Below are 17,127 nucleotides of genomic sequence, written 5' to 3' on the forward strand. Positions count from 1 at the left end.
AAATCTTGCCTTCAATTTTGAAAGTGCAGCAGGAATTGACTATGAAGTAGATGTAACAAAACCTTATGGAAATAAGATACATATATTGCAGATGTCAAATGGCGAACCTTTTATAATGGACAAATGGTATAACGTAGCAATGAACAGCTATAGAGGCAATGGCGGAGGTGAACTTTTAACACGTGGTGCCGGGATACCAAAAGATTCAATCAAAGGCAGAATTATATATGAAAGCGAACATGATCAAAGGTACTACATCATGAAAGAAATAGAAGATGCTAAAATTGTTAATCCTAAAACAAACGACAACTGGAAATTTGTACCATCATCACTAGCAATACCGGCAATAAGACGCGATAAAGACCTGCTTTTTGGCAATAGATAATCAATTAATTGCCATATTATAATTTATAAACTATGAAGAAGTATTGGTTTGTTTTTAATAACACAGATTTATTACTTGAAAAGAATTCAGACGGTAGTTATACGATTCCTTTTCAGGAGTATCCTCCTACTGAAATTGGAAAAGATACAACCATCCATAATATAACTCCACTGGAATCTTACGAAGTAAAAACTTATCGAATAGACGGCCCTATTAACAACGATAAGTTTGAAATGTGTAATTTAAGGGCATCATATCATAAACTGCCCCAACCACTATATCTCAAAGCAGGCAAATGTGAAGAAATACTTTATTGGGATTCGAATACAAAGTTCTGTGGCGTATGTGGCGGACACATGAAACTCAATACTGATATTTCTAAGAAATGTGAGAAATGCGGAAAAGAAATATGGCCACAACTTGCAACAGCGATAATAGTATTAATACACAAAAATGATCAGGTATTACTTGTTCATGCAAACAACTTTAAAGGTAATTATTATGGTCTAGTTGCCGGATTCGTTGAAACAGGCGAAACACTTGAGCAAGCTGTCGTAAGGGAAGTAACGGAAGAAACGAGTTTAAAAATCAAAAACCTTAAATATTTCGGATCTCAGCCATGGCCATACCCTTGTGGCCTAATGATTGGCTTTTATGCAGAATACGAAAGTGGTGAAATAAAATTACAACGTTCTGAACTGGGTGCAGGTGGCTGGTTCACCATGGACAATCTTCCACCAATACCGGAAAAATTGTCTATTGCAAGAAAACTTATTGATAATTGGATTGAAAATCATGATAAAATTTAACGCAGACAAAATAATTTTCAATTTATATCCTGATATATAAAAATATCAGTCGTGCCAAATCAGCAAATTTAGATTATATGTATAGGGCAAAATATAGAGTAACAAAGATGTACCACCCTATCTACTATCAGGATCAGAAAGCATCCATCTCTTATAGAATGAAATATGAGTACCTGATACAATCAGAATTAAAATGCCCTAACATTGTTCTCATCTTTTATCAACAAGGTATTTTGATATCTAATAACACACGAAAATTGCCTTATCTGCTCTGCATTTAATTCATAATTTTATCCTTAATTGTAATTCCAGGTCAGTGGCAGAAGAATGATTAATCTGCTGATAACTGCTGCCAATTATTTCTCTGTCAAAATATTTTGTCGTTCCTACTTTAGCAAACAATGTGACCTGTTTCAAAATATCATAACTGGCAAAAAAGGAACCTCGAATACCATGCCCATAAAATGACGGGAAATAGTATGAATAGAGCATACCCTTTTCATAAGAATACACACGGCTGTCATAACTGTCTGTATTAAAATAAGAAAAAGAAACATTTATGTTTAACCGTTTTTTTAATATGTAATTGGCATTCTGCGTTATCATCCATCCAAAACTATTTTCTTTGTATGAAGAAAAAGCAAGATCAGACTGCGTCTTAGCTTTCCAAGCTCCAAAACTATACGCAGCAGAAAAACGTGCTCTATGATCAATTTTATTGATTAAATCCGTTTTATCTTTATTGTCTTTCTCACGTATTTTAAGCCGATAACGTGCTGAAAATATCCATCTAGGCATAACATATGTCAGTTGCAACGTATTATCTAAAGAACATGAACTTTTTGAAGCCTGATACTTAGGCCATGCAAAATAAGCATAATCGATATATGCAATTATGTTTAACGCCTGTGACGGCCGCCATGTCATTCCCAAATATATACCACTTTCATTCTGCACAGCCCCACCCTCATTAAAACTTTCAGCAAACAACGAATAATATTTGTATGAATAAAAACGCTGAAGAGCCAACATGGTCAAACGATCTGTTATGCTATAGCTTAAAGAATTAATCGTAGCAACAGCTTTACAGCCCCCAGTTGCAGTCTCTCCACTGAATGACAGGCGGCTACCAGTATAACCATAATTTACCCCCACATTATAAAAATTTTTACCATGAGCATAATATCTGCGATAAACCGAAGTAGTTTTAGGCACAAGCTCTTTATCTAAAGATGTGTATGCAGCAGTTGCCCCTACATAAAATCCTCCAAAACGATAATCTACATTACCGCCAAAAAGCAAATGTGAAGAATTATTTTTCTTATCCAATTCCGTCTTGGTTCGATGGTAACCAGAATTTAGTATTGTAGAAATTGTACTGTCACCTTTATTCAAAGTAGCATCAAACTTGCGATAAGAGACAAATAAACTTAAATCTAACCCTTTGGCTAAAGTAAATGTACCTGCAGCCCCTTGAAGATAGTTTCCGTCAGAAGTTGAAGAGTGAGCCCTTATATTGCTGCCACCTCTTCCCATGGATGATAGCGTTGACAACTTGCCAAAACTAAAGTTATTATTCATAACAAGCCCCATTCCGAAACGCAGTCTGTACCTGCCTAACGCCAAAGTTTTTATACGCCCCATTTTCTTCAAGACAAGATAAAATGAATAAAAATCATATCCCATACTATTTCGGCCTGCAAAAAACGGCTCTCCGGCATCTTGAGATCCAAGGAAGCCTAATCGTAGATAATCTCCATAATCGAAGTCATACCTTACACTATGTTTATATTTATAGCCCTGATATCCATTTATGTCACCTTTTCTGTCATAAAAAGGTATTTTTATAGTCCCGACAACCTCATGTTTACCATATTTTACGATGTTTTTAAAAGACGGAAAGCCCTTTTTATGCGTATCTCCTGTATAAGTAAAATAAAAAAGAAGCCTACGCTTATAATATGACAAATCTTTTATCATTACAAGTTCACCCAAAGATTTCATTGGTCCATAACGATAAATATACTCACTGATATTCTCTACATCCTTTGCAGTCAAAAAAGGAAACTGCTCCAGATCCTCTCTAGATGCTGTATTAATATTTATTGGATTTTCTTCCAGATCACACAAAAGTTCAAATGAAGACTCCCACGATGAAGACTCTATATCCTCAAGTTCACTTAACTGGTACAAAAACTGTTCCCATTCATGTGTCTGCTCAGCGTCGATATGCAATGATATGCAAAACAAAAATATAAATATAATTAGTTTTTTCATCAGAAGATTTAAAGTAATTAGTCTGAAAGTTAAATCTATGTGTTCTGTAAAAGCAGTATATGATATTTACAAAGTTACACATTTTTTACGAAAACGAAACGAATCATGCTAATTTAATATGAATAATTTTTCTAAACTGTTTCCACGTATATTATTATTTTTACTAATTTTGCAAAAGATTCTGCATAATTTGCCCATAAATTAAAACAAGAAATAACCTAAAGATTATATTCAAAATAAACAAATATGATAGACGAATTTCTAGCTTATAACAAACAGTTCGTTACAGAAAAGGCTTACGAACCATATGTAACCACCAAATATCCAGATAAGAAAGTTGCAATTGTATCGTGTATGGATACAAGACTTACACAATTACTTATGGCATCCTTAGGAATAAGGAACGGGGATGTAAAGATGATAAAAAATGCAGGAGGCATCATTCAGTCACCATTTGACAGCACCATACGCAGCTTGCTTGTAGGAGTGTATGAACTGGGAGTCAAAGAGATTATGATTATAGGACACACAGACTGCGGAGCACAGCATCTAGATCCAGACGAAATGATCAGACTAATGCTGGAAAGAGGTGTTTCACAAGAACACATAGACATGATGAAATATTGCGGAATTGACTTCAGATCATGGCTTAATGGATTTAACAATTCAGAAGAAGCTGTCAGAAAGTCAGTAGAAATTGTTGCCAAACATCCTCTTATGCCCAAAGACATTATTGTACGCGGATTTATTATAGATTCATATACAGGCAAACTTTCTGAGGTTATATGCTAAACAGAAACCTCAGACAGAATAATTAAGAGCAACTATTATTTACTCGGATCAATCAAAAGAATTATTAGCAGAGCATAAGATACATCCTTTCAAAGCACAAAAGGGCATCTTTTACGCTTCAATATATGTCATATTGCAGCATAAAAGCATACAAACAAGCAACTAACTGAATATCAATACGTTATACAACGGTCATATAATTCAGTTGTTTTTACCCTAAAACTCAATGATTTTTATGGTAAAAATAACTGAATTAGTTCATCAAAATCAATTACTTCATAACTTTCAACAAACAAAAATTGATTAATAAAAAATTAAATCAATAAACATACATCATTATAAAGTAAATTTATCTGACACAATAGAATAAAATAACCATACATCAAAAATGTCAAGGCACCATTTATGACCTATTAAGAACAACAATTATGAAGTTACTAGACTTTAACGTTTAGCATCTCTAAAAAACAGTAAAAACACGACTTGACATAATTTATGCATTGCCCATCTGTAAAATACTATCAAAAATAAGACAAAATTATAACCTTCAGAATAAAACAATAAATACAGAATTTATATTCACTCTCAGATATATACAACACACGAGCTGAATTATAACCTTAAATTTCATTAGAACAAACACATTTAAGGATAAAAAGTCTAGATTGCACTAGATATGCTTTTTTTAATAAACAGGTTGGAAGCTTACAAAATAGCCAAATTATAAAAAAGAACAATCCCGACTGAATTATCTTCAGTCGGGACTGCCAAATTATTTAATAAACCGTCTTTATATTCAAATCCAATTAGAAGAACAAGTAACGGTTATCTTTAACATTTGCATTTATGTAAAGTTCTTGCATAAAGTTACCCGCGTACTGCATCATCTTCTGACGCTGACGCTGCTCATATTCTTTTGCATTAAACTTAACAGGACGCATTTTCTTTTCCAAAACCTGGAACAGATATACTCCACCGTTACCCTTAACTGCAGCAGAACTGAACTTACCCTTCGCTGTTGCAGCTACTGCACCACTAAGTGCGGGCTCGCTCATACCTGTAGACTGTACAAAGACAGGTGCAGCAAATGTTACCTGATTAACTGCAGAAACCTGAGCACCTTTTGCCTTAGCTGCAGAGATGCTGTTCACACCTTTAACTTTAGCCATAAGCATTTCAGCTTTCTTATCACGCAATACTTCCTGCTTTACATAATTCTTTACATTTTCATCATCGAGTGAACGGTATCCCTTCTTGTTAATCTTGGTCATAACCAAAACAAGCAGATGGTCATTATCACCACACTCATAAAGCTGTGATACCTTGTTCTCGTCTGTCTCGAATATCCACTTAAGAGCTTCACGAGTTCCATGTATACCAGCTACGTAATGCTCTGAATTGCGTATATCCATGCGTTCCTGAACTTTGTAACCATACTTAGAAGCATTCTTCTGCATAGCATCCAAAGTCTGACTTTCACTGACGAACTGGCTAAACTTATTAAATGCAGCAGAATATGTGTTCTTTGAGAACTCAATCGGTTTCTTTATCACAGCAGCTACATACTTATCTGTCATAGCCTTACGGTCTGTAATCTGCAGAATCAAATTACCTTGTGTAAGTTTTAAGTTCTTTATTTCATTAACAGGCAATGTATTCAAAGACTCAATATAAGACTTTGTATCAGCGTCCATTGAAGTTGCATTCTGATACTGATTAGATGTTATCCAATTCTTCTCGCCTGTCTGACCATATTTCTTTGCAATTGCTTCAAACTCAGCTCCACTCTTGAGTGCTGTAAATATACTGTCTGCAGTTTTTGCAGCATCAGCAGGTGTTGCGCCACCAACCTGAATTGCACGGAACTGAACTGAATCAGGCAATTGAACTTTTGATATAAGTTTTACTACATTTATGGTATTGTCCAACTTATTTTCTACAGGTGCAGAAGTTGAACCTACAGCCATAGAATCAAGACGTGCTGCTATATCTGTCGGGAATGCAGCTTTTGTCTGAGGAATACCTAAATATGTAACCAAAGAACCGCTATTTCTTACTATTTCAACCGGATCAGCTGTTTCCTTCAATGACTGCACATATCCGGCAACAGTCTTATTCAAAGCTGCACGGTCTGATGCAGAAGGCAAAACCTGATAATCAACATATTTGATTGAACGTGTTTCTTCGTATTGTTTAAAACGAGGCTTAAGTTCTTCATACTTAGCCTTCAAGTCTGCATCAGAAATCTTTACCTTGTTGTCATTTATAGAAGAATAGGCGAATGATGCCAACTGGATATTGCTTTCTTGATTTTCATCTGTATACGCCATTTTAGCTGATACAGGATTAGAAATCAAACATCCGGCCAACAATGACTGATATTTCTGAGCCAATACCTGCTGACGCAGAGATTTCTCTATAAATGTCCAGAAATTATATATACCCTGATACTGCTCCGCCATCTGCGGATTTGTTGTTTGAGCCTGCTTGTATTCAGCCAAGAACTTCTTCAACAAATTAGCATCAAAACGTCCAGTCTGCTGGTTTACGAAAGGTGTCTGAAGAAGCATCGGGTTTGTTCCAGCGTTAAGTATGTTCTGCAGTTCCTGATCTGTAACCTGCAATCCCAACTTAGATGCTTCCTTGCTGATGATTTCAGTTTGAACAAAAGTATTCCAAACCACATCCTTTACTTGATTAAGATCGTCATCAGTAAGATTGTCACGACCTTGAGTCATTTTAATAACGTTAGTGTACTCGTCAACTAGCTTCTGAAAATCTTGCACATTGACTTTGTCACCTAAAACTTCGCCTACTTGTTGACGGCTCTCGTTTCGTGATGACTCACAAGAGCGGAACAACTCTTCAGCAATAAATGCAAAAAGGGCGAATCCTAATATACTGATGAGGATAACGCCTTTGCTTCTGATTTTTCCTAATGCTGCCATTATTATAAATATTTATTTTTTTATTATTCCCTCAAATTAGTATTTGAACATTTTAGCGCACAAAATTACAAAAAAGAAAATAAAAACAATTATTTTTCTCTTAAAAAGTTCATTGTTAAGGCTTTTCATACTGTAATTCATGCGGTATTAGCTCATTTATTCGGTATAACCTACAATCGTATCAAATTTACAAAACGTTTAAAATTAGTTTTATTTAACATTAAATTTCTTTATGCACTGTTTTGGCCGAAGGAGTTGTAGGCAATCGTTTCTTTGCCTTAACAGTATCCGGCGCTGTTAAAATAGTATCATTATCTGTATTTTCGCCAAATTTACCTTTGACGAAAGATCCCTTTGTATTAGATATTGTATAATGTCTTAAATGCTCATCACTCAAGAAATAAGTGCCCTGCATCTCTCGGTCTGGAGTAATAAGATGAGAAAATTTATGACTATACAGCTCATGGCTGTTCTGATCCCAAAACAATTCCTCACTTGAAAAGCGCATGCCATCAACTGTTCTTACGCGAACACGCCCCCTCAGCTCCCAAATCTTTGACTGATCATAATAATATGCGGTATCGCTTTGAATATAGGCTTCAACATGGAACTTCTCATCAAACTGCTCCAAGAAAAGACCTTTATCAAAAATCCATCTAGATGGTTTTTTCTCTTGATTTACCTCCCAACGTTCAGCAACAATACGGTATTTAATTAAGCCTGAATCTGAAACCAATGTATTAACACCATAGGAAATCATTACGGCAACAGAATCACGAGGATTTATTGCTGGCGCAATGTGCTCTTTTCCCTCCTGACAAGAAAGGAAAAGAAACACAAACACTATGAATATATAGGATTTCAATGTCTGCTTAAATAAAAACATTAATCAACTTTCCACTTCATGAACCAACGTTCGTTAAACGTTATTCCTATATTAATACGAAAAGTATTCTCTGTCAACAGGCCATCTGCTGATGAATGAACCCATTGTCCGGAAACATTAAGAATAGACCTGTTATTATAGCTATTGATAATTGGAATACCGAATCCTGCACTTACGCTTATTTCCTTAGGTCCATCCTGACCGTTCACTTTATAATAAGGTGTTGAATATGAGACGCCTGCTCTAAAACGAACTCTATCAATAAAATCACGACTCATTTCATTATTACAGAATTCTCCTCCTACAGTAACTTTATATCTGTCTTTATAATAATTGTCAACTAATTCATAAGACGGAACATCATTAACGACATTGTATACCGGATACTTTACTCCACCCCACTTTTGAAGAGTGAAATCAGAACCAAGTTTCAACTTATTCTTATAATTCCACATAAAACCGGCACCGAATGACATCGGAATTTCCAAACCATTATCCACTCTAAACGATGTAGTATCTGCGACAGAAGTCGATGAGTTTGTTGAAATAATCAGACATTCCGGATCTGAATTCAACTTATGGCCAAGTCCATAAGTCAAACCCAACGTCAATGAATTATTCTTATTCAAATTAACTGAATATTGGAGTCCAAAGTCCAACTTATAACTATTTACAGTTGCCGTATAATATTTTGACAAAGTATTCACCCAACTGTCACTATAGCTGTTAACAACAGAGCGGTTTAAGTCACCCCAAATATATGAGACATTAGCACCAATTGACAATCCTTTTAGGAATTCCCAACCAGCTCCAAAATACACTTGATGGATACCGCCACTGCCTGAATAAGTATTTGTATAAGTGGTACTTCTGTCACCATCAAGATAATCAGTAACAGAATAATTATATCCTATATTAGTGAACGGTATTAATCCAAAACTCACACCAACATGCTTAAATGCCCTAAATCCGGCAACAGCATACTCAAAATCAGCATTATTAGCATTGACTTTAGTTCCATTCTCACTGAAATTTGTTATCTGACCAGACATGCCTGCATCAAAAATAAATGTCAGCGAGTCCATTGAAGAATATGACGCCGGATTTATATAATTAACTTGATTATGCTCTCTAAATCCCAAACCCAATCCGTTCATACCTCGATTAAAACCGCTAGTCTGCTCACTTAACTGTCCTAATCCATACTGGCTATAAGGAGAATTAGTTCCACTTTGAGCGAATGTCGGAATTACACAAAGCGACAATAATGTTGCGCTTAACGCCGTTCTATACAATTTCATTGTTATATTCTAATATTCTGTTAAGTCCAATGGGGACAATAAAATCATTTGCAAAGATGGGCATTTTTTCTGAAAAATGCAAATTCAAATGAACGCCACCAGTTAAATAAACAAAAAGATCCGGATATTTTTCTAAAAAGGCTCTTACGTAACCTTCTATTTCATATTTAATACCTTGAACGACACCACTTCTTATCGCATATTCCGTAGTGTCACCCAGCATCTTCACACAACCTTTTCGCTCAATTAACGGCAATTTTGCCGTATGTTCATGAAGTGCATAAAAACGCATTGTAGGTCCCAAGGAAATATTACCGCCCTCATAAACGCCTTCAGCCGTAACAAAATCAAATGTTATACACGTGCCGACATCTATGACGAGGACATTGCAATCAGGTCGTAAATAATTAGCACCGACAACTGCGGCCAAACGATCCGCACCTAACGTTGAAGGAGTAGCATAGCGATTAGCAATTGGAACAGGAGTTTTCCCGCTTATTAATTTGATTACAGGAAACGGCAAATTTTCAAATGCCGACACCAAATCGTCATCAAGACTCGCTACTGTAGAATATATACCTTTATTAAAATGGTATTTATTACAAAAATCAGTCAGTCTATATATTGCATCGCTTTTATCAACACGAACACATTCAATGATATGTCCATCATTGAAGCATGCGAATTTCACACACGTGTTTCCTATATCTATAATCAGATTCACTTGACTGTTTTAAATTACAGCGTGCAAAATTATTAAAAAAATTGGAATAATAGTATGTTAAATGAGAAATATGAATTATTTTTGCATCGTGAAACGTTTCAAAACATTTATAATTCTGACCATAATATGCCTTATTTCGCTAAATACAAACGAAATAAGTGCCAGTAATAGCGTGCAGTCTCTAACAACAGACGAAGATTCGATAGAGATAAGTTTGTTGACCTGTGCACCAGGGCAAGAGGTCTATAGTCTTTACGGGCATACTGCCATCAGATACAACGACAAAAAGAAGGGAATTGATATTGCCATCAATTATGGCATGTTTTCATTCAAAGCCCCCTTTTTTATTCTAAGGTTCATCTTCGGATTGACTGATTATGAGATGGGTATTATTCCATTTGATGCCTTTTGTGAAGAATACAGATATGAGAACAGAAGTGTCACACAACAAGTTCTCAATCTCACAGCTGAAGAAAAAAAGGAGATAATTAAAGCTATCGAAAAAAATTATTTACCTGAGAACAGAGTATACAGATATAACTACTTTTATGATAATTGTACCACACGCGCCCGCAACATCTTGCTTGACAACATTGACGGGGAGGTATGTTATCCTAATAAAAAGGAGTCATATCCGTCATTCAGAGATTTAATACATTCATTTAATGATAATGACCCATGGGCAAGATTTGGCAATGACATTTTACTTGGCGCAAAAGCAGACAGAAAGACCAATCTAAATGAATACCAATTCTTACCATATAATTTAATGTATGACTTCGAGAAAGCCACTATAAAAGACAAAAATGGCATTACTCGCCCTTTAATTCTATCCCAGCATGATGTAGTAAAGTGTCAGACAAGCATAAATAATGAAAAAGGATTTCCACTACGACCCAGCACTTGTGCATGGATATTCCTTGGATGTATAATAATAACTACAATCATTGAAATATGCTTTAAAAAGAATTTTTGGCTTTTTGACGCACTTTTAATTTTTATATATGGTTGTATAGGTTTGATACTATTAATGATGTTTTTCTCAAAGCATCCTACAACAAGTACAAATCTGCAAATATTTTTATTTAATCCTTTGTCGCTATTTTATATATACAATATTGTAAAACGTAATAGGACAAATCGTCTTTGGTACTATTTCTCAGGATCAATCGCATGCTTCTTTATCGGAGGGCTGTTTCAGGACTACGCTGAGGGCACGTACATTTTGGCATTATCTTTGCTGATAAGATGCATATATAACATTATTCGTAAAAAGAACAATGATAAATAAATACATTACAGCAACATTCTTAGCAGTTGCATCAATAGGAAACATAAGCTCACAAAATGTAAGACCTGTTCCTAAATTGGTTGTAAATATAGCCATAGACCAATTAAGGACAGATTACATTGAAGCTTTTATTCCGTACTATAGCGAAGGAGGAATAAAGAAACTCCTAAGAAATGGTGCTGTATACAGCAATGCACAATATATGTTTTCTCCAGTGGACCGTGCATCATCAATTGCGTCAATTTCCACTGGCACATCTCCATCATCCAATGGAATAACAGGATTCAGATGGTTAAACAAAAACACTTTGATTCCCGTAAATTGTGTTGATGACAATAGTTATGAAGGTATCTTCACAAAAGAAGGAGCATCTCCAAAAAATATCATTACCACGACCATAAACGACGAACTTAAAATAGCAACTGAAGGTGACGCCATTGTATATAGTATAGCTCTAGAGCGTGATGCTGCAGTTATCGGAGGTGGTCATGCTGCAGATGGAGCATTATGGTTCAATAAAGACAACAAATGCTGGTGTTCTTCTAAATATTATTTCAAAAAAGCTCCAAGTTGGTTAGAATCTTATAATTTACTTTACGCTAATAATTTCACTGAAGACAATGTAAATGCAAATATTACAAATGTTGCATTAGAATGCGTGAATTCCTGTGGAATGGGAACTGATGACATCACAGATATGCTGTCATTAACATACAGCGTGAAGATTCCCGTAAAAAAAATAAACAAGCAACAATTACAAAACACATATATACAACTTGATAAAGAACTTGAAAAGTTAATATCAAAACTCGAAAGCAAAATAGGTATTAATAATCTTTTATTTGTCGTAACAAGTACAGGATATTGCGATGAAAAAGAAATTAATTACGAAAAATACAGAATACCTAGTGGTACTTTCTATATAAACAGAACAGCCAACTTACTTAATATGTATCTTGGCGCAATATACGGACAGGACAAATATATTGAAAGCTGTTTCTACAATCAGATATTCTTAAATTTAAGACAAATTGAGCTGAAGCGTATAAATATAAGTGATCTGTTAAGCCGTGCTCAATCTTTCTTGATACAAAATTCAGGAATAAAGAATGTGTTTACCAGTAATGACTTGATGCTATATGGCGACAAGAATGATTCAAAACTACGTAACTGGTACAACCCTGACAATTGTGGAGATTTAATAATTGAAGTTTCACCAGGCTGGAAACTCCTAAATGAAGATACAAAACAGCAATATGTTTCTAAAGGGAATGCAATTCCTTTTCCTGTAATTTTTTACGGGACAGGAATAAAGCATGAGGAGTTAATTACACCTGTAACAATAGACAGAATAGCTCCTACAATAGCAAAAATAATTAGGATTAGAGCCCCAAATGCATGTTCAGCATTGCCTTTATATTAAATAAAGCTAAAAATAATATAACTTTTTTACAATAAATTTGTACTTTTGTACACAAATACTCACAATTCATAAAAGAAAATAAAATATTATAGATATGGGTTTTAATAATTTTTTAAAGTCATTGTTCGGTGATAAATCGTCAAGAGACATGAAACTGATACAGCCATTAGTTGAGAAAGTCAAGGCGGCATACCCAGAAATTAAAGCACTTGATAATGACTCTTTGCGTGCCCGCACAAAGGAAATTCAAAAGTATGTTCAAGAATCTGCTCAAGATCAAAAGAAACAGATTGCTGAACTGAAGGCAAAAATCGAAGAAACACCTATTGATGAGCGTGAAGATATATTCGCTCAAATCGATAAGCTTGAAAAAGAGGTGCTTGAAATTTATGAAAAAGCCCTCAATGAAGTGATGCCCGTAGCCTTTAGCATCATAAAAGATACAGCCCGCAGATTTGCAGAAAACGAGGAAGTAGTTGTTACTGCAAATGACTTCGATAGAGAACTTGCCATTAGAAAAGATTTCGTTAGGATTGAAGGAGACAAAGCTATCTACAGTAATCACTGGATGGCCGGCGGTAACGATATGAAATGGGATATGGTTCATTATGACGTCCAACTTTTTGGTGGTGTCGTATTGCATCAGGGAAAGATTGCGGAAATGGCAACAGGTGAAGGAAAAACACTCGTTGCAACATTGCCTGTATTCTTGAATGCTCTTACCGGAAACGGTGTACATGTCGTTACAGTAAATGATTACCTTGCAAAACGTGACTCTGAGTGGATGGGACCGCTCTATGAGTTCAACGGATTATCTGTTGACTGTATTGACAAACACAGACCCAATACACCTGAAAGAAGAAAAGCATACCAAGCAGACATTACATTTGGTACAAATAACGAGTTTGGTTTCGACTATCTTCGTGACAATATGGCAATATCGCCCTCAGATCTTGTTCAACGAGCTCACAACTATGCAATTGTCGATGAGGTTGACTCTGTGTTAATTGACGATGCACGTACACCCCTTATTATATCAGGTCCTGTGCCAAATGGTGATGACCAGATGTTTGAAGAATATCAGCCATTGGTTGAACGTCTTGTTGATGTTCAAAGGAAATTGGCCACACAATTCTTGGCTGAGGCTAAACAAAAAATAAGCGAAGGCCGTGAGAAGAACGACCAAAAACTTCAAGAAGAAGGTTTCTTGAGCCTATACCGCTCTCACAAAGCATTACCGAAGAACAAGCCGTTAATCAAATACCTTTCAGAAGAAGGTATAAAGGCTGGTATGCTCAAAACGGAAGAGTATTACATGGAAAATAACAACCGTCGCATGCCTGAAGCCGTTGAACCTTTATATTTTGTTGTTGAGGAAAAATTAAATTCTGTTGATTTGACAGACAAAGGAACAGAATGGCTGGCAAAACAGGTAAATGACAAGGAGTTGTTTGTGTTGCCGGATATTACAGCACAGCTTTCTGCATTGGAAAATGAAAAAGAACTTGATGATCAACAGAAACTTGATAAGAAAGACCAACTTCTGAATCATTACGCAGTTCAAAGTGAGCGTGTGCATACGTTACAGCAACTTCTGAAGGCCTATACCATGTTCAATAAAGATGACGAATATGTTGTCATGGACGGTGAAGTTAAAATCGTCGATGAGCAAACTGGTCGTATCATGGAAGGAAGACAATGGAGCGATGGTCTACACCAAGCTATAGAGGCAAAGGAGCACGTAAAAGTAAAAGAAGCGACACAAACATTTGCAACAATAACTCTTCAGAACTACTTCCGTATGTATCATAAGCTCTCTGGTATGACGGGTACGGCAAGTACAGAAGCAGGAGAACTTTGGGATATTTATAAACTCGATGTTGTTGAGATTCCAACAAACAAGCCAGTCATAAGAAACGACATGGACGACCGAGTTTATAAAACAGCCAGAGAAAAATATAACGCCGTTATAGAGGAAATTGAAGCAATGCGAAATTCTGGTCGCCCATGCTTGGTTGGTACAACATCTGTAGAAATATCAGAACTGTTAAGCAAGATGTTGCAGATGCGCCACATTCCTCACAATGTGTTGAACGCAAAGCTTCATCAACGAGAAGCTAATATCGTAGCAGAAGCAGGACGTAGTACATTAGGAAAGGTCACTGTTACAGATTCTGACGGAAATCAACATGTTGAAGAAAGATTACTTGGAGCCGTTACTATCGCAACGAATATGGCTGGACGTGGTACCGATATTAAGTTGTCTCCAGAAGTAAAGGCTGCTGGAGGTTTGGCTATCATTGGTACAGAACGTCACGAAAGCCGACGCGTTGACCGACAGCTTCGTGGACGTGCAGGTCGTCAGGGAGACCCGGGTAGCTCAGTATTCTACGTAAGCCTTGAGGATAAGCTTATGCGATTATTTGCAAGTGAAAGAATCGCACGAGTTATGGACCGCCTCGGATTTAAAGATGGAGAGCGTATTGAAAGTCCGATGATTACCAAAAATATCGAAAGAGCACAAAAGAAAGTTGAAGAGAACAACTTCGGTATTCGTAAACGTCTGCTTGAATACGACGATGTCATGAACAAACAAAGAACTGTCGTATATGAGAAGCGTCGCCATGCACTCATGGGTGAAAGAATCGGAATGGATATTACGAACATCATCTGGGATCGCGTTGTAAACATCATTGAAAAGAACGATTATGAAGGCTGCAAAGATGAGTTCCTCAAAATACTATCAATGGAATGTCCGTTTACTGTGGAGGAATTCACCAACGATAGCCATGACAATTTGGCAGAAAGAGCATTCCAAATAGCAATGGCAGACTTCAAACGTAAAACTGAGCGCATTCAAAGCGTAGGATGGCCTGTCATTAAGGATGTTTACGAAAACCAAGGTGACAGATATGAACGTATAATGGTTCCTATTACTGACGGTAAACGAATTTTCAATATTCCATGTAACTTAAAGGAAGCATACGATACTGAATGCAAGAGTGTCGTAAAACAATTCGAGAAAACTATCCTGTTACATATTATTGATGATTGCTGGAAAGAGAACCTACGCGCGTTGGACGAATTGAAACATAGCGTACAAAATGCTTCATATGAACAAAAAGATCCGCTGGTTATCTTCAAATTAGAGAGTGTTAAACTGTTCGATGATATGGTAGACCAAATGAATAACCGAATCGTCGGAATTCTTATGAGAGGACAAATACCAGAAATGCAACAAGAAGAGGTACACGAAGCAGCTCCAGAGCAAAGAAGTCAACGCTATACAGAACAAAAAGACGACATGACAGATCCGGCACAACAGGCAGCAGCACAACAAGATACAAGAGAAAGTGCAGAGCCTAGAAGACAGATGCCTATTCATAAAGATAAGCTGCCGGGACGAAATGATCCATGTCCATGCGGAAGCGGTAAAAAATTCAAGAACTGCCACGGCAAAGGACTCGTATAAATCTCTATAAGGTTGATTATTATAACCAAATAAAAGCAATTCACCCAAGAAGACGTTCAACAACGTAATCTTGGGTGAATTATTTTTATAAAAATATCCTATAAATCTATCTTCTTAGCCAATTCAAATCGTTATTCATACAAAAAGCATATCTGCATAAAAACTGTCCCCATAAATAATGCTGTCAATATGACATACGAATCAACATGAATCCCTTCGGACATTTTATTAGTTCTGCATATTAAGATATTGCTTAACTGCATCAGCACAACGTTCGCCGTCGATTCCTGCAGAAACTATTCCTCCTGCATATCCGGCACCTTCACCACATGGGAAAAAGCCTTGAATACGCACATGTTGCAATGTTTCCGGGTTACGCATGATTCTCACTGGCGAAGAAGTTCGTGTTTCTGTGGCAATAAGCACAGCTTCATTGGTAAGGAAACCATGACTTATCCTTCCAAAGGTTTCAAATCCTTGTTTTAGTCTTCCCGCAATTATCTTTGGCATCCAAAAATGTAAAGGACTAGAGATTAGTCCAGGTGCATAAGAACTCTTAGGCAAATCATAACTGAGTTTTGAGCGTGTAAAATCAACCATTCGCTGAGCCGGGGCTGTCTGCCTCATATTACCTTGCTGCCAACACATCTTCTCTAAATTCTCTTGAAAGCGCATCATGCACAAGGCATCACGCTCACCTTCAATATCTTCAGGATGAATTTCAACAACCATTCCGCTATTTGACCATTTAGAAGAACGATTACTCGGGCTCATACCATTTACAACAATCTGTTCCTTTCCTGTCGCAGCAGGAATTAC

The 17,127-nt window shown here is 36.3% G+C and carries 11 protein-coding genes and 1 pseudogene (1 of these 12 running past the window's edge); 6 read left to right on the forward strand and 6 right to left on the reverse strand.

From position 1 onward, the window contains the following. A pseudogene (locus tag QVO66_RS07875) lies at positions 1–385 on the forward strand (bifunctional metallophosphatase/5'-nucleotidase) (it extends 1,387 nt beyond the left edge of the window). A gap of 32 nt (positions 386–417) precedes the next feature. Continuing rightward, positions 418–1,194, forward strand: coding sequence for an NAD(+) diphosphatase (gene nudC / locus QVO66_RS07880; protein ID WP_021854917.1), 777 nt, complete (start codon positions 418–420; stop codon positions 1,192–1,194). A 282-nt stretch (positions 1,195–1,476) separates the two neighbouring features. Here nudC and QVO66_RS07885 read toward each other — a convergent pair whose 3' ends face one another. Then, positions 1,477–3,471 (reverse strand): helix-hairpin-helix domain-containing protein, encoded by a 1,995-nt coding sequence (locus QVO66_RS07885; protein ID WP_021854919.1) that lies wholly within the window; start codon positions 3,469–3,471, stop codon positions 1,477–1,479. Between the two features lie 246 nt (positions 3,472–3,717). Here QVO66_RS07885 and QVO66_RS07890 point away from each other — a divergent pair, with 246 nt between their 5' ends. Continuing rightward, positions 3,718–4,263: a beta-class carbonic anhydrase gene (locus QVO66_RS07890; RefSeq protein ID WP_021854920.1), complete on the forward strand. Its 546-nt coding sequence runs from the start codon at positions 3,718–3,720 to the stop codon at positions 4,261–4,263. Positions 4,264–5,069: 806 nt separating this feature from the next. Here QVO66_RS07890 and QVO66_RS07895 read toward each other — a convergent pair. The 4 genes from QVO66_RS07895 to QVO66_RS07910 form a co-directional block, all read right to left on the reverse strand. Beyond that, positions 5,070–7,211: a peptidylprolyl isomerase gene (locus tag QVO66_RS07895; protein ID WP_021854921.1), complete on the reverse strand. Its 2,142-nt coding sequence runs from the start codon at positions 7,209–7,211 to the stop codon at positions 5,070–5,072. Positions 7,212–7,431: 220 nt separating this feature from the next. After that, positions 7,432–8,097: an LPS export ABC transporter periplasmic protein LptC gene (lptC, locus tag QVO66_RS07900; protein ID WP_021854923.1), complete on the reverse strand. Its 666-nt coding sequence runs from the start codon at positions 8,095–8,097 to the stop codon at positions 7,432–7,434. After that, a complete protein-coding gene (locus QVO66_RS07905) occupies positions 8,097–9,398 on the reverse strand; it encodes a hypothetical protein (protein WP_021854924.1) in 1,302 nt (433 codons plus the stop codon). The genes lptC and QVO66_RS07905 overlap by 1 nt, the downstream gene beginning before the upstream one ends. Next, the gene (locus tag QVO66_RS07910) at positions 9,385–10,122 is read right to left on the reverse strand and encodes a type III pantothenate kinase (protein ID WP_021854925.1); all 738 of its coding nucleotides are present in this window, start codon (positions 10,120–10,122) and stop codon (positions 9,385–9,387) included. The genes QVO66_RS07905 and QVO66_RS07910 overlap by 14 nt, the downstream gene beginning before the upstream one ends. 61 nt (positions 10,123–10,183) lie before the next feature. Between QVO66_RS07910 and QVO66_RS07915 the strand changes: the two genes are divergently transcribed. The 3 genes from QVO66_RS07915 (at position 10,184) to secA (ending at position 16,308) form a co-directional block, all read left to right on the forward strand. Beyond that, positions 10,184–11,413, forward strand: a complete 1,230-nt coding sequence (locus QVO66_RS07915) for an Lnb N-terminal periplasmic domain-containing protein (protein WP_021854926.1) — start codon at positions 10,184–10,186, stop codon at positions 11,411–11,413. After that, positions 11,403–12,836 (forward strand): alkaline phosphatase family protein, encoded by a 1,434-nt coding sequence (locus tag QVO66_RS07920; protein WP_021854927.1) that lies wholly within the window; start codon positions 11,403–11,405, stop codon positions 12,834–12,836. Before QVO66_RS07915 ends, QVO66_RS07920 begins: the two co-directional genes overlap by 11 nt. Before the next feature lie 94 nt (positions 12,837–12,930). Beyond that, positions 12,931–16,308, forward strand: coding sequence for a preprotein translocase subunit SecA (gene secA / locus QVO66_RS07925; protein ID WP_021854928.1), 3,378 nt, complete (start codon positions 12,931–12,933; stop codon positions 16,306–16,308). A 228-nt stretch (positions 16,309–16,536) separates the two neighbouring features. Here secA and QVO66_RS07930 read toward each other — a convergent pair. Then, on the reverse strand, positions 16,537–17,127 hold a 591-nt coding region (locus QVO66_RS07930; protein WP_369678045.1), incomplete at its 5' end, for an NAD(P)/FAD-dependent oxidoreductase.

Source organism: Prevotella sp. CAG:255 (assembly GCF_000431195.1).
Classification (GTDB): Bacteria; Bacteroidota; Bacteroidia; order Bacteroidales; family Bacteroidaceae; genus Prevotella; species Prevotella rara.